This window comes from Alteromonas sp. ABM1_013, from assembly GCF_056160505.1.
Genome location: NZ_JBSWXH010000003.1, coordinates 373,522 through 397,438, shown reverse-complemented (window position 1 = coordinate 397,438; position 23,917 = coordinate 373,522). Strand labels below are relative to the sequence as shown.

Below are 23,917 nucleotides of genomic sequence, written 5' to 3'. Positions count from 1 at the left end.
TGTGCGGAAATTATTTCTTAGAAACTACCTTAATTACCGCCAGTTAAATCGAGAGAATGTTTACGGACTGCACAATCAGAAAAGAAAAAACCCAGCAAAAGCTGGGTTCTAAAAGTGGTTGCGGGAGCAGGATTTGAACCTACGACCTTCGGGTTATGAGCCCGACGAGCTACCAGACTGCTCCATCCCGCGACTGTACGGTACATATTGCTTGCGCAATATTATTTAGTTCTGGTTTTACAAATTGGTTGCGGGAGCAGGATTTGAACCTACGACCTTCGGGTTATGAGCCCGACGAGCTACCAGACTGCTCCATCCCGCGATTGTACGGTAAAGCCTGCATTTGCAGTACTTTGAAATTCTGGTTATTTTCTGTGGTTGCGGGAGCAGGATTTGAACCTACGACCTTCGGGTTATGAGCCCGACGAGCTACCAGACTGCTCCATCCCGCGCCAGAAAATTAACGTTGTAACCGCTGCGTTTTGTGCCTCGCTTCAACGTGGGGCGTATTATACATAGAGACTTAATCAACACAAGTGCCAAGTCGAGAAATATTTCATTTTTCTGACTGTTAGCGGTTTAATTAACCAAGATGTGCAAAGTTAATACAAATTGCGGCCGAAACACGCCCATTTTAGCCAGCCAACTACCCTAACTATCTAAATTTTTCCATTTTTTCAGCGAGTGAAAAATCGAGTTCCGTTAGCCCATCAGCATCATGAGTAGTCAATGTCACTTCTACTTTGTTATATACGTTAAACCATTCAGGATGATGTTTTAGTTTTTCCGCCCAAATCGCAATCTGCGACATCCATCCAAATGCACGGATAAAACTTTTAAACTTAAACGTCTTTTTAATGCTATCTCCGCTTTGTTCCCAAGGTGTGTCATCTGATACTAGCTCGTTTAACGCATCTAACTTTGCGGTGATTTCTTTATCTGACAGCTTAGTCGCCATTCTTCTCTCCTTCGCTTCACGTAGTTCGTAGGTAAACTATGCGGTAAGTACGCAATAATGTAATCAATCGGTTTATAAATGGAAAATGCTGTAGACGAAAAAGGAAGTGCGCAGTGGAGACTATGGTTTACAAAAAAGCCTGCCTTTAACTAGTAATGATAAAGGCAGGCTTTTCGCTTTGTTGTATGATTAACTAAAACTCAATTGCTAAGCGAGCATAGATTTGACGCCCTCTTGGATCATGAACCTTAGAATCAAAACCGCTGTTGGTAAATAATTGAGGCGGCTCTTCATCGAACAGGTTAATGGCACCTAAGGTTAGTACATAACTTTGCTCGGTATCGTACAAACCACCCAAATCAATATTGTATTGAGCATCAACCGTTAGGTGGCTATCAACTTCATAAAAGCCATTTGAGCAACCACCCACGTTTGCTGTGCCGTCTGCACAGTTTTGATCGTCATCATAAGACGAAATATAACGTAGGAAGATATTGGCAGCATGAATATCGCTCTGCCACGCTAAACCTAAATTAGCGCGCAATTCAGGAGATGACACACCAATGTTATTAAAATTACGACGTCCGGCGCCATCAATGTTACCAGCCTGAGGATCCATCAAATCGTATTTGGTAATGTAAGTTGCATTCAATGTGGGCGTAAAGTTACCAAAATCCGTTTCAATTTTATAACTCGTAACAAAATCGAGACCTGACGTTTCTAGAGAACTTGCATTAACGTAGGTGTTGTTTACTTGAAGCACAGGCCCTGTTAGCGGGTCACCCGCGCGAACAACTCGATCCGTATTGGTCGGATCTTCATTTAGCACGGCTTGCGCATTTTCTTGAATGATCAGGTCTTCAAACTCAAAGTTCCAATAATCAACCTCAACAGAAAGGTCTCTGAAAGGCTCATAAGAGAAACCGATATTGTAAGCAGTCGATTCTTCTGGTTTTAAATCTTCATTACCTGATGTTCTAACTGCCACGAAAGCAGTTGCACCTTGCACAGGGTCAATAAGCTGTTGCAAAGAGGTAGCTCCCCCCTGCGCTAGGAAAACTGTTGGCGCTCTAAACGACGTGGATATTGAACCGCGTAATGAAAACTCATCAGTGGCGCGCCATGATATAGCCAGTTTAGGGTCAACTGTGCTGCCAATAGAGCCGCCGTAATCTTCATAACGCACTGCTAATTGCACATCTAATTCATCATTAATGGGCAATGCAAGTTCACCAAAGGCTGCCCATACATCTTGACTACCGTCAATATCGGGGTTGCCGATTACAAAGGTAAAGCTGTCTTGATTAGCCAAGTCATCGTAGTCTTGGCTAAGCTGATTTTCTCGGTATTGAACACCTAGCGCTAATGCTGCAAAGCCGCCCCCCATTTCAAACACATCAAACGAGGTAAACGCTTCGAAAACTTCAAGATCTGCTTTTGAATCTATAACCTCTGTTCCCGTAAATGAACTCACCACATAATCAGAATTCGGTGCAGTCGTATACGAGCTCGCAAACGGATTGAAGAATTCACAGTCACCCACGCCCGGCGAGCCAGCGATTGGGTCACAATTTGAGCCACCAAGTCCGTATAGCGCGAGTTGGAACTCCGTATTAAGCACGTCGGGTACTCTAAATACAAAATCGTTCACTGCACGGGTGTAGCTGACCTCCCAGAAACCAGTATCTGTTACGCCCTGCAAGCTAGTACTGAAGCGCAAGGTATCTGATTCTGTATTGGCTGAATCACCTGGAAAACCATTACCTTCAGCACGACCAAAAAATGCCACTGGCTGACCAAATGGGTTTTGCGGGTGATAGTCTGGGACAATAGGTGAAGTCAGAATGGGGAAACTTGGTGCGCCGCCGCGCTCGGCACGGTTTCTCGCGGTACTAAATTCAGCAGTCCACGTAATGTCGTTACCAAATTCATAGTCTGCGCGCACGTAAGCATTGGTTCTACTTTCATCCGCTACATAAGAATAAAACTTACCAAAGTCAAAGCCACAAAAACCGACCTCTAACCCTGGAATAGTGCCGCTAGGGGCAAGCAGGTTTGGCGCACCTCCAAATTCTTCACATCCATAAGGGTCAATAATAGGTAGAGGGCCTGCACCAGGAATATTTAAAAAGAAAGAGCCTGGATTACCCAATGCACTCGTGTCATCTTGTGGGCGGCTTAAACGTCTATCACTTAAAAATAGTGGCGAACGGTTTGTATAACTAATAGCCGCTAATACGCTTCCATTATCACCTGTAGCACCCCATAAACCTTGCAAAATATATTCTTTGTTGTCACCGTGTGCACCGTCTTGATAGTCCACAGTCACCATTGCGCCGTCATAGTTGCGTTTAGTGATAAAGTTAACCACGCCAGCAACGGCATCTGAACCATACAAAGCAGATGCACCGTCCTTAACTACTTCCATTCTGTCGATGGCAATCATAGGTACAAGTGAGCTTGTGTCTACAAAGTTTAGCCCCTCATTAGTGGGCTGAGCGGTAACGACTTGGCGTTTATTGTTAAGGAGCACTAATGTTGATGCTACACCTAAACCGCGAAGGTTGATATTAGAGGTACCTGCGGTGGCATTTTGCGTGAAAGCGTCAGGATTATTTTCTGCACCTGTATTGATGGTTAGGGTCTGTGTAATATCGGCGATGTTTTTGGCGCCAATGGCGTCTATTGCAACACTGTCAACAACAGCTAGCGGTGATGGAGATTCAAAGTTTTCGCTTCTGCGAACAAAACTTCCGGTAACAAGGATGAGTTCTACGTCTTTCTTAGCTTCTTGCTCGGATTCAACGTCAGATTCTTGGGCTGATGCGATATAAGGAGAGCAAAATAACGCAGTACCGACCATTGCGGCTACTGCTGTCTTACGCGTTTTAAATTTCATAGTGTGATTCCAAATCTGGGCTTATCACTACCGGCACTACTACCCACACTTTCCGCTAGCAACAGGCTGTTCGATTTCGTGTTTGTTATTGTTAGAGGCCAACAGAATATTGACCTACATCACTGATACTATGCCCGAATTTCATTTTTGTAAATTTATTGTGAATAATATGTTCACATTAATTTTACACATGGTCAGACCAGATATACTTAAGACTAGCAAGCAAAAATCACGTGACAGCGAGGATGAAAATAGAGTGAGAAGAACTTGCCCTAACTGCGTAATTTATTCACTAACGCATTTTTGAAGGTAATCCAGAAACCAAATTAATTTCAATTATATCAACTATTTACTTAATTACTGTATTCGGAACAGTTCTTGAAACGTCTTGAGAAATCATTTAAGACGGTAACGGAGCCAATGGAGTTTCCTGAGATAGATGAAGTATATAAGCTTTTAAGTGAAAAACTTGAAAGCTGGATGGAAGGTGCAATCACCTTGCTACCAAACATTGTTGTTGCCTTTGTCATCGCTATTGTTTTTGGTCTTATAGCCAAAATGGTAGGAAATGTTGCAGGCAAACTGATGCGACGCACTTTCGAGTCTCGGCAGATAGCCGGTCTTCTCACATCTATTATCAAAGCCTTAGTTCTTGTCGCTGGTATATTTATCGCACTAGATTTTGTCGGCCTTAAAGGCACAGTTACATCACTTCTAGCAGGTGCAGGTATTGTTGGCCTCGCTATCGGTTTTGCTTTCCAAGATATGACTGAAAATTTCATAGCTGGCATAGCGATGGGTATTAGAAAGCCCTTTGAAATAGGCGATGTTATAGAAGCGGAAGGGGTTTTTGGTAATGTTAAAGAAATAAACCTTCGAAATACTCTTGTTGAGACCTTCTATGGCCAACTTGAAGTTATCCCTAACAAGATTTTATTCCGCAATATACTGACAAATTACTCTAGCTTGGGATATCGAAGAATAGAAGTCCCATTCGGAATTTCTTATGCCGACGATATCGAAACAGCCGCCAACGTTATAACTGATGCAATGAACGATAAAGACTACGTGATCAAAAAAGATGAAACTGCTGTTTACGCGGAATCATTTGGCGACTCGAGTATAAATTTATTGCTGTGGTTTTGGATCCGTTATCCCGGAGATCCAGGGTTTATGGTAGTGCGTCACGACGCTATCAATACGGTAAAAACCGTGCTTGAAGACAACAATATCCTGATCCCATTCCCTATCAGAACATTAGATTTTAATGCAAAAGGTGGTGATAAGCTTAACACCATGTTTAAGCAGCGCGATGAGCGAAGTTCATCTAATGATAATTCATCGTCACAAACAAACGGTGACGAAAACGCGGCTGACAATTCAAGTCAAGCCGATGATGAGTAAAACCTAAGGAGAAACAAAGTGGAAATGTTAAATTCAACTACACGTAAACACACGTTTTTAGCACTGATTTTTGCAGCGAGTATCGGAAGCTTGGGCGGTTGCGCGACTATCGAAGGCGCGGGTGAAGATATTCAAAGTGCAGGCGAAGCTGTTGAAGAAGGTGCACAAGAAGCGTCAAATTAAGCCGATTATCGTGCTACTTTATAAGGTCAGATAAGGCAGTTCCTTATCTGACCTTTTTTGATTACTAACCGTTAATTAACTGAGCGTAAGATATATAACACCCTATCCCTTCGAATTTAAGCGCTAGAATCTCCGGTCTCTTCAGCATGGCTTAGTTACTTTTGCGGTTTCATGACCGCTAACATTAAAAAGCTTCCGACGAGTGCAGGGTTCCCGCTCGACTTCAATATACAGCTAGCCTCTACCTTATAGAGCTTACCCTGGGGCTTATCGCTCACATCAACAAGTTTAAATTGGTATTTTAACCCGTCATTGCACTTGACTGGTTCAAGGAATCGAAGTTTATCTATGCCATAATTTATCATTGAGGTGATTTGGTCGCTTGGAGCGAGTACCTCACCAAAAGCTTTGGGCATAAGACTGGCGCTCAAAAACCCGTGCGCTATTGTTGTTTTGAACGGGCTCTCTTTTTCGCAGCGAGCCGTGTCTAGGTGAATCCATTGGTGGTCACCTGTAGCATCAGCAAATTGATTAATCATTTCTTGAGTTACAGTTAAAAAATCAGCTTGTTCAAGCACATCCCCAACCGATAAATCTAAAAGCGTCTTCATATCTAAGTCCAGTCTCCATTTATTAACGATGAAACTACTATTATTCAGTTGAATGTTTCAATTAACTTTTAATAATAGGTATTTATAAATATTCTTGTTACACTAACGTAAATTATTCGTAGATGCTATGTAGCAACAGTCTCTATAGTTGCTTGACTCTCGCTGTGAAAAAACAGCAGTTCTTCATCTATTGGCTTTTTTTAGGGCACTCGCCCGTAAAGGACTAGTTATGAATCTCAATAGAATTGATTTGAACCTATTTGCCGTATTCGATGCTATTTATACGGCAGGCAGTTTAACCAAGGCCGCTGATGTCTTGTGTATAACACAACCAGCGGTTAGTAACTCGTTAGCTAGATTAAGAGAAATGTTGAACGACCCACTTTTCGTGCGCACAGGTCACAGTATGACGCCTACTCCCGTAGCACAGAACATTATCGTGCCAGCCCGGCAGGCGCTTGCATTGTTACGCAAGAGCGTCCAGGAAAGCCACACGTTTGACCCACTCACTGCCGAGAAGTCTTTCAACTTTGCCAGCCGAGATTTATTAGAGGCCAGTATCATGCCTCGCCTAGTGTCTCGTTTACAGAATTTAGCGCCTAATATCGCCTTAACGAATTATGAGATCCCTCGAAGCCAAGTAGTATCAGCAATGGCTGCAGGTACGCTAGATTTCTTCGCCGATGCGTCTACGTTTACTGACCCACACCTATGTAAAGAGAAGATAGCGCAAGACCGATTTGTGGTACTCGCTCGTAAAAACCATCCAGCTCTTAAAAACGGTTTGGATTTAGATACATTTTTGCGTTTAGGGCATATCAACGTATCTCAGCGCAAATCTGGCGCGGGTCCAATAGATATTGCACTCGACAAAATGGGCAAACGAAGAAAAGAGGTTATGCGTGGGCAGCACTTCTTAACCGTGCCTAGTACCATAGTAAAAACCGATCTCATCGCCTGCTTACCGTTTCATTTGGCGAAGCACTATGATTTAGCTATTTACGAACTTCCTTTTGACCTGCCACCGGTAGAATACTACTTGTATTGGCACGTAAGTGCAGACCACGACTATGCACATATGTGGATGCGTGAGCAAATTATGGAAGTGGCAAGTAACTTCAAGCAACACTAAATGTATACATTGCTGACACGCAAAAAACGCCCTGCTGCCTGAAATGTCCGCGGGGCGTTTTGTTGTTAGATTATTTCGTTTACCACTTCGATAGGGTGTCGTGGCTTTCTTCCTTCAAAACGCGCTACTTGGCTGCGGCAGGAAAATTCAGTCACAAGTATTTGTCGCATAGTAAGAGCAAATATAAATATGATTAAAGCAGTACCTACCAACATCATCACGGGCTTTCTAGGTGTGGGAAAAACATCCGCTCTACTACACCTGTTAAAGCAAAAACCTTCGAACGAGCGTTGGGCCATTCTAATTAACGAGTTCGGCGAGATAGGTATTGATGGTGCGCTTGTACAAGGTATGCAAACTGGAAAGCCTTCTTCCATCTCAGAAAATGCGCAGAGAGTATTTATTAAAGAGGTGCCCGGCGGCTGTATGTGCTGCGCTGCAGGCTTACCTATGCAAATAGCATTAAATCAATTGCTCGCCCAGTCTAAACCCGACCGTTTACTGATTGAACCTACTGGGTTAGGACACCCTGTAGAAGTTATGCAAACCTTAAGCGCTGAACACTATCAAGACGTGCTGGATATTCAGCGTACTATCACGTTAGTTGATGCAAGAAAGTTAACCGATCCTCGCTATACCACGCATGCTACGTTTAATCAGCAAATTGATATTGCTGATGTCATTGTAGGAAATAAATGCGATCTTTACGGGCTAAATGAAGAAGAAAACTTAACGGACTATGCGGTTAATAGAGGCAAGCAGAAAACACCTATCGTACTTTGCGAACATGGTGAAATACCTTTTGCTGTATTACTGGGAAAATCGAATGCGCTTGTAGAAATAAATGCACATGCCCACCATCACCACAATAGCGAGCCTGCACTTTCAATTAACGAGCGACCTTTTCCCGATTCAGGCTTTTTAAAAATCGAAAATGAAGGGGAAGGTTTTAAAGCTGTGGGATGGCGCTACTCCCCCTCCATAGAATTCGATAGAGATGCGCTATTAGCCTGGATAAATAAGCTAGAAGTAGAACGCTTAAAAGCGGTAATGATCACAAGCACAGGCATATTTAGCTATAACCTTGCAGACGGCAACTTAGTTGAAAGTGAGCTAAGTGAATGTGCTGAAAGTAAAATTGAAATTATTGCTGTTAGCGTCAATACCGATTGGGATGACGAACTAGCCGGCTGTGTTCACAACAGCTAATCACTCGATCTGCAGGCGTGACTTAAGACCTTGCATATTTTATCTCGCCGTTCACCAGCGTAAAGTTTATTTCGCCATACAAGGTTTCCTTGATAAAGGGAAAGTTTTGAGACTTCGAAGCAATTAATTACGGGGTAAAACCTCTACAGTTACCTTAGCCCCCTTTTGATATGAAGATATATACCAAAGTATTAGCTTATGTATTTTTCTTAAGTCAGTTTTATCGTTTAATTCTCTCAACGAAAACAATTATTAAAATTTACTTGAGGAATTAGCCATGTTGAAAATAGTTAAAGCTTCTCTTGTTATCGCTTGTACTTTCGGTGTGTCATCAGTAGCACACGCTGACGTTAGCGAGGCATTAGCAAATATATGCACAATTGTGCAGGCGGACGATAAAGGCGAATTGAGAAAGAAGATGCGCGCAGTTCAGTCTGACTATCGAATGAAACTAAAAGACTACTATTCGGGCGTAAGCTGCAGTGGTAATAGCCTAATTCGTACAGCGATGCTAAATAACGCTGTGGAAGCCGGTGAGTTGCTAGTTAAAAAGATGCCAAAAAGCGACTTGCAAGCCCCTGAAGCAGACGGCAAAACCTTACAAGCTTGGGTTGCGGAAAACGGCTTGCAAGACAGCCCGATCGCAGCAGTACTCAAAGAACGACTGTGAGACAATTTCACGCCATGTGAACCAGTTCAACATGGTTGCAGAGAAATCTGCACTTTAAGAAGCGACCTCCGGGTCGCTTTTTTCTTTTTAAGTTAAAAAAAAGGAGAGTTAATATTAACTCTCCTTTTGTTTATTTATGAGTAACTAATACCTAACTGGCCTTAGCCACCGCTAGCTTTTCTTCAGAAATTGCTTCGCTTATCGAAAGTACAGGCTCATTTTGATAGACACGCTCAAGGAATACCTTGTAGACATCAGCAAATTTTTCTTGCTGAGCAAGCTCACCAAACACTTCTTCTACCTTCAAGAAACTTAAGCTGTCCGTTTCGTTTTGTTGAGCAGCTTGATGAAGTGTATCAGACAATACATCGTTGATTTCTAGCGGCTTTCCATCTTGAGACGCGTGTTTATCTGAATAATACGACCAACACGCAACGACGAAGGCACTAATACTTATATCGCGACCTGCTACTAAGTTGTCGCGTACCGTAGGCAGCAAGAATACTGGCAGTTTGGCTGAACTTTCTAAGCAAATACGCGCCAGGGTATCCTTGATAAACGGATTTGAAAAACGAGAGATTAACGTGTCGCGATAATCAAATACATCAATGCCTTCAACCTGATCTAGGGTTGGCATCACCTCTTTTTCCATAAAGATAGACAATAGCTGCTTTAACTGCGCAGCTTCTACACTCTCATGGATAGTATCAAGACCGGCAACTGAACCCACTAGCCCTAGTACTGAATGCCCGGCGTTTAGCATGCGTAGTTTCAACTTTTCATAAGGGGCTACATCGCTAACAAATTGTGCGCCCACTTCGTCAAACTGTGGCTTAGTGTTGCAAAAATCATCTTCAATAACCCACTGATCGAAAGGCTCACATACTACCGGCCAGCTATCTTCAATACCCTGCGCTTTTAACGAAACAATATCTTCGCTTGTCGTAGCAGGCGTAATTCTGTCTACCATAGAGTTAGGGAAGCTAACATTCTCGTTAACCCATTGGGCTAACGCTTGGTCAAATAACTCGATGTAAGCGAGCAACATTTTTTTCAGCACATGACCATTGTGCTGAATGTTGTCGCACGACATAACAGTAAATGGCTTAACATTGTTTTCTTTACGCTTTTTAATAGCAGCAACCAAATAACCAAACACAAGTTTTGGATTTTTCGGGTTTTCAATGTCATGAATAACGTCTGGGTTAGTGGTAATAAACTCCCCTGTAGACGCATCAAAGTTATAACCACCTTCTGTGATAGTTAAAGAAACAATGCGCACTTCAGGCTCAGACATTTTATTAATGACAGCTTGCGGGTTATCCGTTGCCATCATAAACCCTGTCATTGCTCCTATAACTGACGCAACCCGTGAGCCGTCGTTATGTTTTTCAACTAAGGTGTACAGGTTATCTTGCTCATCGAACACTTTTTTCATTGCGCGGTCGTTCTCGCGAAGACCCACGCCACAAATGCCCCAAGACAAATCGCCGGTTTTAGCCATCAGCCTGTCTACGTACATAGCTTCATGTGCACGATGAAAGCCGCCTACCCCAATGTGGACGATACCTGTTTGAACATTCTCCACATCGTAGGCTGGGCGCTGAATACCTGCCGGCAACGACGGTAAATTAGCTTTGTTTAATAAAATAGACGTTTGAGATTGCATAAAAACCTTATTAGCTTTGAAGCGCTTTTTGGCGACGCATCGCCCAATACGCAGTAACGAAATAGATAACGGTGCACGCGAACCCAATATTGAAAAATAGATCTCGGTTCGATTCGTACACGGCAAGCGTGTCACTAAGAGAAAAAGTTTTAACTGCTAGCGCGATGGACACAAGTAGGCTAGCTACAGAAGTAAGGCGCAATAATTTGGTTACAGCGCTGATATCTTCAACGTGGTCGTTTTCTAACGCGGCTTCTTGTTGTTGATGCGCTTCAACGCGTGCATCGAAAGCCTCTACCTGCGCTTCCTGCTCTGGATATGACTGTTTTGCGCCATACTTGGCTGCAAGCGCAGTATATACCGCAATAGTAAAGAACCAGGTTGGTATAAACAGGTAATAGAATGAAATTACATCTAAAGCATTTAAACCAAAGCCGAACACAAGCCCTAAGCCCCAGCTTGCAACCGCTGGCGTGCTATGGGTAAGACTTTGATAATGTGCCCAGTAGCGTGTATACCCAATTCGAGGGAAAATCATATGCTCAGCGAATACTATTGCCCCCACTGGAACAACAAGTAACCCAGCATAAGTTAGCAGCGGTAGTAACTTGGTAAATACAAATGGGAAGCAAGCAATAGCCACCGTAACCATACCAACAACGGCAGTGGTTTTGGTACGTGACTTATCTTTAAAAATGGCTTGTGCAGCAAGGCCGGCACGATAAAGGTTAGCATTTGCGGTAGTCCAACCTGCCACGATAACAATAACAAGACCTGATAGACCTAGCGCGTGGAAAGCAACATCGCCTGGGTCGAGTTCAACAATAGATTTTTGAACGATAACCGCGGTTCCAGCGCCCATAATACCCGCTGAAATCCATGCGATATAATGACCGAACAACATACCTGCTGATGTACAAAGGCCGTAGCGCTTTCGCTTTGCAAATCGAAGTAGCGCCATATCAATAAGACCAAAATGAGTAATGGTATTTGCTGCCCAAGAGAAGCCAATAACTTCTAATAAGCCAATTCCTGGTTCACCGCTTTGCGTTAACCCCGTCCATACCGACGTACTGCCGATATGCATAAAGTCGTTCCACGACGTTAAAAACGTTTGCCCTATTACAGATTCTGCCAGTGCAGGCATAAGAATAAGTGGACCACAGATGAACATAGTGAACAGCCAAGGTGCACAAATGCGGGAGAAGTCAGATACGGCGTTAAACCCATACATGGCAACAAACACAACGATAACCCCTACCGCTAGAACTACAGCGACAAAGGCTAAATTAGTTGGGTACCAGTTCAACTGTGCAGGAATATTTAACGCAAAGCGCACCGCCGTTGCCGATACTGTGATCATTGCAGCTGATATTACGGTGAATATGATCACATTCGCCCAGTTATAGAGCTTTGTCATCGAATCGCCCGCTATCTTTTGAAGATAGGAGTACAAGCTTAGACGGGTTTCAACAGCGATAGGTGTAGTGATTAGTGTCCAGCTTAAAACCGCCAGTAGGTTACCAATAAGTAAGCCTAACAAGATGTCGGTCATGGTGGCGCCTAGGGCGACAAACGTTGCACCAAAAACAAATTCTGTTGCGGCAACATGTTCACCGGCATACAAGCCCATGAAATGCTTCCATCCCTTTAATTTATGTTTAGCGACAGGGAGTTGCTCATCGCTTACCTGTGAAATATCAATATCGCTCGACGTTGACTTCATCTTCAAATCTCTTGTTGTAGGTGGCCGTCCCTTATTAAAAATCACTTTTGAGCATTCGCTCACTATATGGGACATATCTCATTTCGGTAGATATTTGCACATGGAAATGGAATTGTAAATACCTATTAACAAAACAAAGTGCGATGTAAGTACAAATTTAACACAATATTATTTGCTATTTTTTCGCCAATAAAGCGCTATTAAAACGCTAATCCTTTGAACTTATGGGATATTGGCGAAGCAATAATTGTTAATGAATTGAATATTAAAGATGCGCTTGCGACTTGCGTATTACTAAAGTGTTTTAAAAGGTAGAAAGCAAAGCACCAATTACTTTACACTTAGGCAAATGTACACGCTGTTTTATTATGTCATTACCAAGTTGATGGTATGTTCTTTCCTTTTGGTAGTGAAATCTTCGTATAACTGGTGTTTTTGATATGAGGAAAAGTAACCTTTGCAAACAACTACCGTAAAGTTAGTGATCTTTGATTGTGACGGTGTACTCATTGATAGCGAAGTGCTGTCTATGGAAGCTTGGCAGGAAATTCTAAATGACTATAACATTTCTTTATCGAAGCAGTTCTTTATCGCTCACTTTCTTGGTAAAAGCGTAGAACACGTAGAAAAGATACTAAAAACCGACTTCAGCTTTGAGTTGACTGAGGTGGTTAAAGAGGACTTTCACGCTTTGCTCTACGAAAAGTTTGAGCACTCGTTGCGAAGGACACCAGGCATCAATAACGTATTAACAAACCTTGATGCCCGCCACATTCCCTATTGTGTTGCCACAAGCAGTTCTCCCGAAAGAACGACTAAAGCGTTAAAAAGCACCGGCCTTTTCTCTTATTTTGACGGACGTATTTTCACGCGCTCTATGGTCAAGAATGGTAAACCAGCACCCGACCTGTTTTTACATGCTGCGGTAACCATGGGTATAAAACCTGAAAACTGCTTAGTTATTGAAGACTCTCAGCCCGGTTTAGCCGCAGCAGTAGCCGCCAATATGCCCTGCCTCCATTTTACCGGTGGTGCACATTTACATAACGATATAAAAGCTGATATTCCAAATAACAGTAAATCACTCAATTCATGGGACGAATTTCATTCTCTTCTCCCTGACATTTTCGACGCGAGAAAAATAAATGAGTAAGAAAGCACAAAACGAACTCAACAAACTAGACGAAGCAGCAAGAGCAGGATGGATGTATTACGTTGGGGGCAAAACACAAGACGAAATTGCAAAGACCCTTAATACATCACGTCAGAGCGCTCAGCGTCTTGTGGCATTATCTATGTCAGAAGGCTTGGTCAAGGTGCGTTTGGAGCATCCCATAGCCAGATGCATGGAGTTGGCGCAAGGGATTAAAGAAAAATTCGGGCTTACATTTTGCGAAGTGGTACCCAACGTTGACGACGATCCTAATTCCACACAGGGGCTGGGCCAAGCAGGCGCTGCCGCCATAGAGCGAGCCCTTAAATTTGATACGCCACAAACTATTGCTTTTGGCACAGGGCGTGTTCTTCGAGCGTGTGCAGATGAACTATCTATTCTTCATTGTCCCCAGCATAAAATAGTGTCGCTAGTAGGCAATATTGCAGATAACGGCGAAGCTACACGATATGATGTTGCCGTTCACGTTGCTGATAGGGTAAAAGCGCAGCATTACCCCATGCCGACACCAGTTATAGCCTCAAGTAAGTCAGAACGCGAAGTGTGGCAGCAACAACAGCATATTTCACGCATTCACGCGCTTGCTGAGCAGGCGGATATTAGTTTTGTCGGTATCGGCAATTTAGGTAGCGTGTCACCGCTTTACAAAGACGGCTTTATCGGCGATGACGAATTAGACGTATTGTCTGACTCTGGCGCATGTGGCGAAATCATAAGTTGGATCTTTAATGAAGAAGGTGCACTCATAAAATGCGATATTAATGAAAGAGTAACGAGCTTTAAATTGAAAGCTACGCCAGAAAAGCCTGTTATTGGCGTGGCGGCGGGCGATAGTAAATTTAAAGCAATTAGGGGCGCACTTCGCTCTAAGTTTTTAAATGGCCTTATCACAACGGAGCGAACAGCATCAGCATTACTCGAAGTCTAACACTATCTTCCCCCGAGTAAACAAAGGACTTTGATGTGCTTTTAGTGCCAACCCACTAAGACTAACTGGGCGCTAATTCGCTTTTCGACATAGTTAAAATGCAAAAAAACGGCATCAAACGCTGTTTTTTTGCACTTTATTTGGTGCTTTAACAATAAATTCTAAACCGCCGTCTATCTCACCAATGCCTTATATACTAAAGGCTATAGCTCTCCCTCACCCACTTACACCTTTAGTATAAGGTATTAGCTGACATACTTAGTTATTTCAGTGAGTATTTTTTAAACGCTTTGGTTGTCCTTTAATTAATCCCGAACAAACAAACCGATTAATAAAACAAACGAAGGAATTTAACCATGTTGAAAATCGTTAAAACCTCTCTAGTAATTGCAGCCTCTACTCTAGCTTTTTCTAACTCAGCTCATGCTGACGATGTAAACGAGGCTTTGGCAAACATCTGTACTATTGTACAAGCTGACGATAAAAGCGAACTGCGTAAAAAAATGCGTCGCGTTCAGTCTGACTTTAAATTGAAGCTACGCGACTATTACGCAGGTGTTTCTTGCGGCGGTCAAAGTCTTATCCGCACAGCGCTCACCAGCAACGCTGTGGAAGTAGGCACACTACTGGTGAAAAAAATGCCTAGCAAAGACCTAACGCAGCCAGAGTCTGACGGTAAAACCTTACAAGCATGGATTGCAGAACAAGGCTTACAAAGCTCGCCAATCTCAGCGGAGCTTAACGACAGAATTTAGATACCGTTTTCACAAAGCCATGTGAACCAATTCAACATGGTAGCAGCACATGCTGCGCTAAGGCCCCTCTGCTACGGGGCCTTTTTTATTGCCTTTTACTATGTAGCTTACCCTTAAAAGTTTAATACGACTGCTTTGGTAACTAAAAAATCGAGTGAGGTAAGCAGCGAGGGAGTAAGTTTATTTTTCATAGGTATACTTTGGTATACCCTGTTATTTTACAACATGTTTTTCAGTAACTTAGATTCAGGTTTAATATATCTCAACGAACAAACATAATCTTAATAACAACAAACGAAGGAATTTAACCATGTTGAAAATCGTTAAAACTTCTCTAGTAATTGCGGCATCTACTTTAGCTTTCTCTAACGCAGCGCAAGCTAATGACATAAACGAAGCACTAGCTAACATTTGCACTATTGTTCAAGCAGATGATAAAGGCGAACTTCGTAAAAAAATGCGTAGTGTTCAGTCAGACTACAAATTAAAGCTTCGCGACTACTACTCTGGTATCTCTTGTAACGGACAAAGCTTGATCCGTACAGCTATTACCAACAATGCAGTTGAAGTAGGTACACTTCTTGTTAAGAAAATGCCAAGCAAAGACTTGGCTCAGCCAGAGTCTGACGGCAAAACGCTCCAAGCTTGGATTGCTGAACAAGGCCTACAAAGCTCACCTATTTCAGCTGAACTTGACGGCAGAATTTAATACAACAAATTAATCACACCATGTGATACAGCAGTTCAACATGGTAGCGGCAGGACGCCGCACTGGAGGCCCCTTTTAGGGGCCTCACCCCTTTCTAGGCTCTATAAAATCTATCATTTCTTTTTGCACCCATTCAGGCTTTTTCCTGTGCAGCCAATGCGACTCGCTTGAATTAAACCGCTTTGTAATCGGTGGGAAATGGTTTTCAATTCTATCTCACACGCTTATATCAAACGCATCAACCTGCTCTCCCCATAATAATAGCGTTAGGCAATGATCAACCTTTGTGTATCGGGAGAAAACGAAAGTGCTCACTTCCTCTAAATTACTTTAAGAACAAAAAGGCCGAGTAAAACAACATATCCGATGATCAATGGTTCAATCATTTTCTCGGCTACGTAATTTTCTCGGCCTTTAGTGCGTTATATATTAGCGCACTTGTTTCAATTTTATGTAATTACTCTATGGCAAACATGCTCTCTGGCATAGACATTAAGTTATCAGCGCCTGACTGCATTGCAGAAACCAGTGAGCGAGTACGTGTCAACAATCGGTCAAAGTAGAAGCCCGTTGTTAAAATTTTACTCTTATAAAACTCAGTTTCAGTGCTACCTGCATCAAGTTGTTCTTGTGCCTTCACCGCCATTTTAAGCCAGAAGTAAGCAACAGTGACATAACCTGAATACATTAAGTAATCTACGGACGCCGCACCAATTTCATCAGGGTTCGACGCCGCAGCTTTACCAATATCCATGGTAATTTGTTGCCACTCATCAAGGTGAGAGTTCAGGGCATTCGTCCAAGCGCTAAATTGCGCGTTGTCGCGAAGTGAATTACAGTAGTCACGAACTTCTTGTACGAATACGTTCAGAAGCTCGCCGTTAGAGCCCATTACTTTACGACCCAGCAAGTCTACCGCTTGAATACCAGTAGTCCCTTCGTACATGGTGCAAATGCGGGTATCCCGCGCCAACTGCTCCATACCCCACTCTTTAATAAAGCCATGACCGCCGTAAACCTGCATGCCGTAGCTGGTTGCTTCTTGTGCCGTTTCGGTCAAAAACGCTTTAACAATAGGCGTTAAGAAAGCAAGTTTAGCTTCTGCGACCTGCTTTTCTGCCGCATCATCGCCGTAGAGCGTGACATCAACCATTTGCATGCAGTAAGCCGCTAGCGCACGATTTCCTTCAGCAAACGCTTTTTGTGTTAGTAGCATACGGCGCACATCAGGGTGCACAATTATTGGGTCAGCAGGGCCATCAGGGTTTTTACGCCCCGTCAGTGAGCGAAACTGAATACGGTCTTTCGCGTAGCGCAATGCGCCCTGAAAAGATGCTTCAGATGCAGCAAGACCTTCTAGCCCAGTACCAATACGGGCGGTATTCATGAAGGTGAACATGCAGTTGAGGCCACGGTTAGGTGGACCAATTAAGAAGCCCTTAGCACCATCAAAGTTGATGACACAGGTAGCACTGGCTTTAATACCCATTTTGTGTTCAATACTGCCACAGGCTACCGCGTTTCTGTCTTGCTTTTCACCATCTTCAGATACGTTGAACTTTGGTACAACAAACAGCGAAATACCTTTTGTACCCTCTGGCGCATCAGGTAAGCGCGCCAGCACGATGTGTACGATATTCTCAGACATATCGTGCTCACCGGCAGAGATAAAGATTTTTGTGCCTGTTAAGCTGTAGCTGCCATCTTCTTGAGGCTCGGCACGGCATTTAAGCATACCTAAGTCAGAGCCACAGTGTGCTTCAGTTAAGCACATGGTGCCTGTCCACTCACCGCTAACCAATTTTTCAAGAAACATTTTTTGCTGCAGTTCCGTGCCGTGAGCCTTAAGCGTTTCCATACAGCCCTGACTGAGCCCTGGATACATAGCCCACGAATGGTTAGCACCAGAGAACCACTCAGCAATTATGGATGACAAAGAATAAGGTAGCGCTTGACCACCGAACTCTTCTGGATGCGACATGCTTGGCCAGCCACCTTCAACGTAGGTTTGGTAAGCTTCTTTAAACCCTTTTGGCGTTGTTACTTCACCGTCAACCCACTTACACCCTTCTTCATCGCCCGATGCATTAATGGGTGCAAGGGTGTTTTCAGAAAACTTAGCCGCTTCAGCAAAAATCGCCGAAACTAGGTCTTCAGAGGCTTCGTCGAAACCCAGTTTTTGATAGTGATTTTGATAATCTAGCAACTCATGTGTTACAAACATGGCGTCACGTTGTGGAGCTTTATAACCTTCCATACCCAATACCTATATTACTTCAAATAGACCAGCAGCGCCCATGCCGCCACCGATACACATGGTGCAAACAACATATTTCGCACCGCGTCGTTTACCTTCGATGAGTGCGTGACCCACCATGCGAGCACCGCTCATGCCGTATGGGTGACCAATAGAAATGGCACCGCCGTTTACATTTAATAATTCGTCTGGAATGCCTAACTTATCGCGGCAATACAGTACTTGTACCGCAAACGCTTCGTTAAGCTCCCATAGACCGATATCGTCCATGGTTAATCCATGCTGCTTTAATAGCTTAGGAATGGCGAACACTGGGCCAATTCCCATTTCATCTGGCTCACAGCCTGCCACTGCAATACCGCGATAAATACCAAGAGGCTGCGCATTACCTTTTGCTGCCGACTGTTCATCCATAATTACTGTTGCGCTTGCACCATCAGAGAGCTGACTTGCGTTACCTGCAGTAATACAACCGCCTTCAATAACAGGGTTCAGTGCTTTAAGCCCTTCTAAGGTTGTTTCTGGGCGATTGCCTTCGTCTTTTGACAAGGTCACTTCTCGCTCAGAGGTTTCACCCGTTTCTTTATTGAATACCGCTTGAACTGCAGTGATAGGAACAATTTCGTCGTCAAATTTACCTGCTTCTTGGGCTGCTGCGGTGCGCATTTGACTTTGATAACCGTACTCATCTTGTACATCTCTGCTGATGTTGTAGCGCTTACCCACTACTTCAGCGGTTTGCAGCATAGGCATATAAATGTCTTTGTGCTTCGCAACAAGTGCAGGGTCTACGGCGCGGAACATATTCATGTTCTTATTTTGCACAAGTGAAATTGAGTCTAGGCCACCTGCAACCATAATATTGGTGTCGCCAGTACGAATTGAGTTCGCAGCAGTAGCAATTGCATACATACCAGAGCTACATTGACGGTCTAGCGTCATGCCAGCTACCGTCACGGGCAATCCACCAGCAAGACCCGCTAAGCGACCTATATTCATGCCGCCGCTGCCCTGAGTAAGTGCCGCGCCCATGACTACATCGTCTACGCTGGCAGGGTCGACACCTGCGCGTTCTACGGCATTTTGAATGGCATGACCACCTAATGAAGGAGCTGGTAAATTGTTTAGCGCACCTTTATAGGCGCGGCCTATTGGCGTACGTGCTGTACTTACAATCACTGCATCGCGCATTGTATTGTTCCTTTCAGTTGGGCTGAATGTTCAGCCTAAATTTCGCTAGCGCTTTTTATCTAAGACCAATTTCGTAGAATCAGTTCTTAGAATCAGTTCTTAGAATCGGCTTTTAGAACAGGCGCTTTGCTTTACTTAAAATTTTCTTCGACGGCGTAAACACTCAATGTTCACGCCATTCACGTTTTACCTATCCCTACTTGGGTTGGTAATTTTTAAATGTGCCACCTTCCTGCGCCAACCTAACAAGTAGGTCACTTGGCTCTAGCCACATTTCCCCGTATTCACCTAGCTGGTCACGATAAGTCGTAAGCTTATCTAAAATAGTGCCAAGCCCTACCTCGTCCGCATATTGCATAGGGCCGCCGCGATACACAGGGAAGCCATAACCGTAGACATAGATCACATCAATATCGCTAGATTTTGCCGCAATTCCTTCTTCTAAAATGGCAGCACCTTCGTTTATTAGTGAATACATAACACGAACTAGGATCTCTTCATCGCTGATGTCTGAGCGCTGGACCACGCCTAAACGTTCGGCTTCCTGCTTAGCAATTTCTAATACTTCAGGATCTGGAATGGGTACTCGACTGCCGGGCTCATAGTTGTAGGCTCCACGACCCGTTTTTAGACCGTTGCGCCCCATTTCAACCAGGCGATCTGCTACAGCACCATACGCAGGGTCGTGAGAGATATGCTCTTGGCGAGACTGGCGCACATAATAGCCAATATCTAAACCTGCCATATCTCCCATGGTGAACGGGCCCATTGGCATGCCAAACTCGGTAAGCACGCGATCTACTTGCTCAGGCGTTGCCCCTTCAAGTAATAATCGGTTCGCTTCACGGCCATAGGGTTCAATCATACGATTGCCCACAAATCCGAAGCATACGCCTACTAAAACAGCGACCTTTCTGATTTTCTTAGCCATCTTCATACAAGTTTTAATAACTTCAGCAGATGTCTTCTCAGCTTTAACCACTTCAAGTAGCTTCATTACATTGGCTGGCGAGAAGAAATGAAGCCCAATGACATCTTCAGGGCGAGAGGTGGCTGTCGCGATTTCGTCAATATCTAGAGTAGATGTGTTAGAGGCTAGAATAGCGCCTGGCTTGCACACTTTATCAAGTGTTGAGAATACCGTTTTCTTTACTTCCATCTTTTCAAAAACGGCTTCGATTACCAGGTCGACATCAGCTAGATCGTCGTATGACGTTGTGCCAGAAAGAAGCGCCATTCGACTTTCTACTTGCTCTTGAGTCAACTTACCTTTTTTCGCTGAATTTTCGTAATTCTTACGGATAAGGGCCAGACCTTTCTCTAGCGCTTCTTCTTTAAGCTCTAGCATGGTGACTGGAATACCCGCGTTGGCAAAGTTCATAGCAATGCCGCCGCCCATAGTGCCGGCACCGATAATGGCGACTTTTTCGATGCTGCGCTCTGGTGTGTTTTTATCAAAATCACTTACGTGACCTGCTGCACGCTCAGCGAAGAAGAAATGCTGTTGGGCACGCGCCTGTGGCGTGTTCATGCATTCCATGAAAAGCTTGCCTTCATTTTTAAGACCGTCTTCAAACGCTAGCGTGTATGCACCGCGCACAGCTTCAATACATTTTAATGGCGCAAAGAAACCTCGAGCCGCTTTCTTAGTTTGTGCGGTAACCGCATCGAACACGGCCTGCGTCTCATCTGACATAGTCAGTGTAATGTCACTGGTACGCTTTATCGCTTTATCAGGTGTTAAGCATTGTAAATACGCTTTGGTATCGTCAAGTAAATGCTCAGGCTTATCAGAAATTTTGTCGAATACACCGGGTAATTTAACGACAGAAGTTGGTTTACCTGTGACAATCATTTGCAGTGAGGTTTGTGCGTCAGCTAGGCGTGGCAAACGCTGTGTACCACCGGCACCGGGAAGAATGCCAAGGTTAACTTCGGGCAAACCGACCTTGTTGTCGGCAAAAGTAATACGGTGGTGACACGCTAGCGCCACCTCTAGACCACCACCAAACGCTGGCCCTGGAAGCACTGCGATTACGGGTTTAGACGCATTCTCTATTTTGTCTAATACTTCAGGCAACATGGGAGATAGATCGCCGCCAGAGAATTCGCTGATATCAGCGCCCCCCGAAAAAATAGGGAGTGAAGAAGTAATAACAATCGCACTGACACTTTCATCATTAAGTGCGCTATCTATACCTTCTATTAGCCCTACTCTAATAGCACGGGATAGCGCATTTACAGGCGCGCTCTGCATTGTCAGTGTAGCAACGCCTTGTTGTACTGCATATTCTACGGCTTTATTTTCCATCTCGCTCATAACCATGTCCTGTTTATCACGTTAACTGGATGTTATTGCAGTGTTGTTAATCATCCAAGTTTATTGGTGTTATAGACATTTATCATAATTTTTAATAATGACCGCTACCCCTTTTATAGGCTCACCTTCCCGTGTAGCCCCTGACATAGCTTACTTAAGCTTTAATTGACAGCTTCCCTCACCAATGCTTTTGTTAACATCAATAGAGTAATATTACATTTCATTTACAAAGGATGTTTATCTATGCAGGTCCGTAAAACGCCAGAAAGTGCTTTTGACAATATCGATGATTTTCCCTACCCCCCTAAGTTTGTAGAAGTCACTGATACTATCAGTAGTGTGATTTCGATGGCGTACTATCAGTGCGGCCCTCAAGATGGACATACAGTACTGTTAATGCATGGTGAACCTACTTGGGCTTATCTGTATCGAAAAATAATGCCACTGCTAGCTGACGCTGGTTTCAATGTGATAGCACCGGATTTAATTGGTTTTGGACGTTCTGACAAGCCTGTAAGAAAAGAAGACTATTCTTATGCACGCCACGTGATATGGACAAAAGACTGGTTTACACAGGTCACTAAAGACCCGGTGACCTTGTTTTGCCAAGATTGGGGAGGTCTGTTAGGACTGCGACTCGTTGCAGATATGCCAGACCGCTTTTCCGGCGTAATGGTGTCTAACACCGGACTGCCGACCGGTGACCACCAACCAAGTGATGCTTTCATCAAATGGCGTCGTTTCTCTCAGGACGTGCCCCAATTCCCAACTTCAACCATTATCCAAAATGCAACGACAACCGAATTAAGTGCTGCAACACTGGCTGCTTATGACGCCCCTTTCCCTGACGAGAGTTACAAGGCTGGTGCACGCATGTTCCCCCTACTTGTTCCTACAAGCCCTGATAATGCAGAGGCGCAGGCGAACAGAAATGCTTGGGAAAAACTTAAGCACTTCCAAAAACCTTTTGTTACCGCTTTTGGTGATAGTGACCCTGTCACTAAAGGTGGCGATAAGATATTTCAAAAGCTGGTGCCGGGCTGCAAAGGTATGTCACATACCATAGTGAAAAACGGCGGGCACTTTATTCAAGAAGATAAAGGCGAAGAGCTAGCTAAGCTACTTATTCAGTTTGTTAAACAAACACAGCTTAAATAGTTTCAACGACAAACTATCAACAGACTTAACTTCCATAAATATTAGAAACTAGGAGTTTACCATGGACGCTCTACTCGATTTTACCGGGCAAGTTGTATTGATTACAGGTGCGGGCAGCGGCTTTGGCCGTTTATTGTCTTTAGGACTTGCTAACAGAGGCGCGAAGCTCGTGCTTTCTGATATTAACCAAACCGCCCTTGAAGAAACGCAGAACGATGTAAAAGCGCTAACAGATGTGGTGGTGCTAGCAGGCAATATAGCAAGCGAATCGCTGAACAAAACTCTAGTTGATAAAGCTATGGAAACCTTCGGTAGACTAGACATAGCCGTAAATAATGCTGGCATTGCCCATAATCCAGCGCCTGTGCATCAGATGACTGAAGAGATTATAGATTCACAGTTTGCTGTAAATGTTAAAGGAGTGATGTTTGGAATGAAATATCAAATTCCAGTCATGCTCGCACAAAAGCAGGGCCACGTTCTCAATGTTAGCTCACTAGCGGGGTTAGGCGGAGCGCCTAAAGGTGGTGCCTACGCAGCGGCAAAACACGCGGTGTCGGGAATTACCCGTACCGCAGCTGTAGAATATGGCCGTAAAAATGTTCGTGTTAATGCCATATGCCCCTTTTATAGCCCAACTAATATTTTAAACGTGGATGGTTACAATACCCCTGAGGCACGGGAACAGCTTGGCATGGGCAGCCCAATGAAACGTTTGGGCGAGCCGCAAGAAATCGTAAACACCATGATGCTAATGTTGTCACCAGGCAATAGCTATATGAACGGGCAAACCATAGCCGTAGACGGCGGTGTAACCGCGTGGTAGTGAACAAAATTGCTAATTAACATCTTAGCCCTAAGTATAAGAAGCTATACCTTTGTATAACACAGTGCCTTTAGGTTTTTCTCTACTTTGGGTGTAATGGAGGAGAACAAACAAAGTCGATTAAGGAGGCGAGTGCAA

The 23,917-nt window shown here is 43.9% G+C and carries 19 protein-coding genes and 3 tRNA genes; 11 read left to right on the top strand and 11 right to left on the bottom strand.

Translation table 11 applies throughout. From position 1 onward, the window contains the following. Positions 1-115: 115 nt before the first annotated feature. From ACXAGK_RS10125 to ACXAGK_RS10105, 5 genes are all read right to left on the bottom strand, one after another. Positions 116-192 (bottom strand) — tRNA-Met (locus ACXAGK_RS10125). Between the two features lie 53 nt (positions 193-245). Beyond that, positions 246-322: transfer RNA gene (locus ACXAGK_RS10120), tRNA-Met, on the bottom strand. 53 nt (positions 323-375) lie between these two features. Continuing rightward, positions 376-452, bottom strand: a tRNA-Met gene (locus tag ACXAGK_RS10115). 203 nt (positions 453-655) lie between these two features. After that, complete coding sequence (locus tag ACXAGK_RS10110) at positions 656-958, bottom strand: 4a-hydroxytetrahydrobiopterin dehydratase (protein WP_474856100.1); 303 nt, start codon at positions 956-958, stop codon at positions 656-658. Positions 959-1,151: 193 nt separating this feature from the next. Further along, on the bottom strand, positions 1,152-3,857 hold the full coding sequence (locus ACXAGK_RS10105) for a TonB-dependent receptor (RefSeq protein ID WP_474807209.1): 2,706 nt from the start codon (positions 3,855-3,857) through the stop codon (positions 1,152-1,154). A gap of 420 nt (positions 3,858-4,277) precedes the next feature. On the opposite strand from ACXAGK_RS10105, the gene ACXAGK_RS10100 reads away from it, so the two are divergent. Both ACXAGK_RS10100 and ACXAGK_RS10095 read left to right on the top strand, forming a co-directional pair. Further along, a complete protein-coding gene (locus ACXAGK_RS10100; RefSeq protein ID WP_474856398.1) occupies positions 4,278-5,261 on the top strand; it encodes a mechanosensitive ion channel family protein in 984 nt (327 codons plus the stop codon). 18 nt (positions 5,262-5,279) lie between these two features. After that, positions 5,280-5,444, top strand: coding sequence for an entericidin A/B family lipoprotein (locus tag ACXAGK_RS10095; protein WP_081765829.1), 165 nt, complete (start codon positions 5,280-5,282; stop codon positions 5,442-5,444). Between the two features lie 155 nt (positions 5,445-5,599). On the opposite strand, the gene ACXAGK_RS10090 is transcribed toward ACXAGK_RS10095, so the two are convergent. Further along, entirely contained in the window at positions 5,600-6,055 is a 456-nt protein-coding gene (locus ACXAGK_RS10090; protein ID WP_474856098.1) for a MaoC family dehydratase, read from the bottom strand. Positions 6,056-6,284: 229 nt separating this feature from the next. Here ACXAGK_RS10090 and ACXAGK_RS10085 point away from each other — a divergent pair, with 229 nt between their 5' ends. From ACXAGK_RS10085 to ACXAGK_RS10075, 3 genes are all read left to right on the top strand, one after another. After that, positions 6,285-7,187, top strand: coding sequence for a LysR family transcriptional regulator (locus ACXAGK_RS10085; protein WP_474807214.1), 903 nt, complete (start codon positions 6,285-6,287; stop codon positions 7,185-7,187). A 189-nt stretch (positions 7,188-7,376) separates the two neighbouring features. Continuing rightward, positions 7,377-8,396: a CobW family GTP-binding protein gene (locus tag ACXAGK_RS10080; protein ID WP_474856095.1), complete on the top strand. Its 1,020-nt coding sequence runs from the start codon at positions 7,377-7,379 to the stop codon at positions 8,394-8,396. 277 nt (positions 8,397-8,673) lie between these two features. Then, positions 8,674-9,066 (top strand): DUF3718 domain-containing protein, encoded by a 393-nt coding sequence (locus ACXAGK_RS10075; RefSeq protein ID WP_474856094.1) that lies wholly within the window; start codon positions 8,674-8,676, stop codon positions 9,064-9,066. 151 nt (positions 9,067-9,217) lie between these two features. Here the strand turns inward: ACXAGK_RS10075 and ACXAGK_RS10070 are convergent, their stop codons facing one another. Together ACXAGK_RS10070 and ACXAGK_RS10065 are read right to left on the bottom strand one after the other, a co-directional pair. Next, positions 9,218-10,735, bottom strand: coding sequence for a mannitol dehydrogenase family protein (locus tag ACXAGK_RS10070; RefSeq protein WP_474856092.1), 1,518 nt, complete (start codon positions 10,733-10,735; stop codon positions 9,218-9,220). Between the two features lie 10 nt (positions 10,736-10,745). Beyond that, a complete protein-coding gene (locus ACXAGK_RS10065; protein ID WP_474856090.1) occupies positions 10,746-12,461 on the bottom strand; it encodes a purine-cytosine permease family protein in 1,716 nt (571 codons plus the stop codon). Between the two features lie 457 nt (positions 12,462-12,918). Between ACXAGK_RS10065 and ACXAGK_RS10060 the strand changes: the two genes are divergently transcribed. From ACXAGK_RS10060 to ACXAGK_RS10045, 4 genes are all read left to right on the top strand, one after another. Next, the gene (locus ACXAGK_RS10060; RefSeq protein WP_474856089.1) at positions 12,919-13,614 is read left to right on the top strand and encodes an HAD family hydrolase; all 696 of its coding nucleotides are present in this window, start codon (positions 12,919-12,921) and stop codon (positions 13,612-13,614) included. Further along, complete coding sequence (locus tag ACXAGK_RS10055; protein WP_474856087.1) at positions 13,607-14,563, top strand: sugar-binding transcriptional regulator; 957 nt, start codon at positions 13,607-13,609, stop codon at positions 14,561-14,563. Before ACXAGK_RS10060 ends, ACXAGK_RS10055 begins: the two co-directional genes overlap by 8 nt. A 356-nt stretch (positions 14,564-14,919) precedes the next feature. Continuing rightward, complete coding sequence (locus tag ACXAGK_RS10050; protein WP_474807234.1) at positions 14,920-15,318, top strand: DUF3718 domain-containing protein; 399 nt, start codon at positions 14,920-14,922, stop codon at positions 15,316-15,318. Between the two features lie 310 nt (positions 15,319-15,628). Beyond that, positions 15,629-16,027 carry a DUF3718 domain-containing protein gene (locus ACXAGK_RS10045; RefSeq protein ID WP_118495189.1) on the top strand — a complete coding sequence of 133 codons (399 nt, stop codon included), beginning with the start codon at positions 15,629-15,631 and terminating at the stop codon, positions 16,025-16,027. A gap of 457 nt (positions 16,028-16,484) precedes the next feature. Here the strand turns inward: ACXAGK_RS10045 and ACXAGK_RS10040 are convergent, their stop codons facing one another. The 3 genes from ACXAGK_RS10040 to ACXAGK_RS10030 form a co-directional block, all read right to left on the bottom strand. Beyond that, on the bottom strand, positions 16,485-18,284 hold the full coding sequence (locus ACXAGK_RS10040) for an acyl-CoA dehydrogenase C-terminal domain-containing protein (RefSeq protein WP_179983206.1): 1,800 nt from the start codon (positions 18,282-18,284) through the stop codon (positions 16,485-16,487). Between the two features lie 9 nt (positions 18,285-18,293). Then, on the bottom strand, positions 18,294-19,475 hold the full coding sequence (locus tag ACXAGK_RS10035) for an acetyl-CoA C-acyltransferase (RefSeq protein WP_474856084.1): 1,182 nt from the start codon (positions 19,473-19,475) through the stop codon (positions 18,294-18,296). A gap of 196 nt (positions 19,476-19,671) precedes the next feature. Further along, positions 19,672-21,795: a 3-hydroxyacyl-CoA dehydrogenase NAD-binding domain-containing protein gene (locus ACXAGK_RS10030; protein ID WP_474856083.1), complete on the bottom strand. Its 2,124-nt coding sequence runs from the start codon at positions 21,793-21,795 to the stop codon at positions 19,672-19,674. Positions 21,796-22,038: 243 nt separating this feature from the next. Between ACXAGK_RS10030 and ACXAGK_RS10025 the strand changes: the two genes are divergently transcribed. Together ACXAGK_RS10025 and ACXAGK_RS10020 are read left to right on the top strand one after the other, a co-directional pair. Continuing rightward, positions 22,039-22,953 (top strand): haloalkane dehalogenase, encoded by a 915-nt coding sequence (locus ACXAGK_RS10025; RefSeq protein ID WP_474856081.1) that lies wholly within the window; start codon positions 22,039-22,041, stop codon positions 22,951-22,953. Positions 22,954-23,014: 61 nt separating this feature from the next. Further along, positions 23,015-23,779 (top strand): SDR family NAD(P)-dependent oxidoreductase, encoded by a 765-nt coding sequence (locus tag ACXAGK_RS10020; RefSeq protein ID WP_474856079.1) that lies wholly within the window; start codon positions 23,015-23,017, stop codon positions 23,777-23,779. Positions 23,780-23,917 lie beyond the last annotated feature (138 nt).

Coding starts and splice junctions, on each gene's coding strand:
- ACXAGK_RS10110 (WP_474856100.1), bottom strand. CDS start 958: ATGGCGACTAAGCTGTCAGATAAAGAAATCACCGCAAAGTTAGATGCG.
- ACXAGK_RS10105 (WP_474807209.1), bottom strand. CDS start 3,857: ATGAAATTTAAAACGCGTAAGACAGCAGTAGCCGCAATGGTCGGTACT.
- ACXAGK_RS10100 (WP_474856398.1), top strand. CDS start 4,278: ATGGAGTTTCCTGAGATAGATGAAGTATATAAGCTTTTAAGTGAAAAA.
- ACXAGK_RS10090 (WP_474856098.1), bottom strand. CDS start 6,055: ATGAAGACGCTTTTAGATTTATCGGTTGGGGATGTGCTTGAACAAGCT.
- ACXAGK_RS10085 (WP_474807214.1), top strand. CDS start 6,285: ATGAATCTCAATAGAATTGATTTGAACCTATTTGCCGTATTCGATGCT.
- ACXAGK_RS10080 (WP_474856095.1), top strand. CDS start 7,377: ATGATTAAAGCAGTACCTACCAACATCATCACGGGCTTTCTAGGTGTG.
- ACXAGK_RS10075 (WP_474856094.1), top strand. CDS start 8,674: ATGTTGAAAATAGTTAAAGCTTCTCTTGTTATCGCTTGTACTTTCGGT.
- ACXAGK_RS10070 (WP_474856092.1), bottom strand. CDS start 10,735: ATGCAATCTCAAACGTCTATTTTATTAAACAAAGCTAATTTACCGTCG.
- ACXAGK_RS10065 (WP_474856090.1), bottom strand. CDS start 12,461: ATGAAGTCAACGTCGAGCGATATTGATATTTCACAGGTAAGCGATGAG.
- ACXAGK_RS10055 (WP_474856087.1), top strand. CDS start 13,607: ATGAGTAAGAAAGCACAAAACGAACTCAACAAACTAGACGAAGCAGCA.
- ACXAGK_RS10050 (WP_474807234.1), top strand. CDS start 14,920: ATGTTGAAAATCGTTAAAACCTCTCTAGTAATTGCAGCCTCTACTCTA.
- ACXAGK_RS10045 (WP_118495189.1), top strand. CDS start 15,629: ATGTTGAAAATCGTTAAAACTTCTCTAGTAATTGCGGCATCTACTTTA.
- ACXAGK_RS10040 (WP_179983206.1), bottom strand. CDS start 18,284: ATGGAAGGTTATAAAGCTCCACAACGTGACGCCATGTTTGTAACACAT.
- ACXAGK_RS10035 (WP_474856084.1), bottom strand. CDS start 19,475: ATGCGCGATGCAGTGATTGTAAGTACAGCACGTACGCCAATAGGCCGC.
- ACXAGK_RS10030 (WP_474856083.1), bottom strand. CDS start 21,795: ATGAGCGAGATGGAAAATAAAGCCGTAGAATATGCAGTACAACAAGGC.
- ACXAGK_RS10025 (WP_474856081.1), top strand. CDS start 22,039: ATGCAGGTCCGTAAAACGCCAGAAAGTGCTTTTGACAATATCGATGAT.
- ACXAGK_RS10020 (WP_474856079.1), top strand. CDS start 23,015: ATGGACGCTCTACTCGATTTTACCGGGCAAGTTGTATTGATTACAGGT.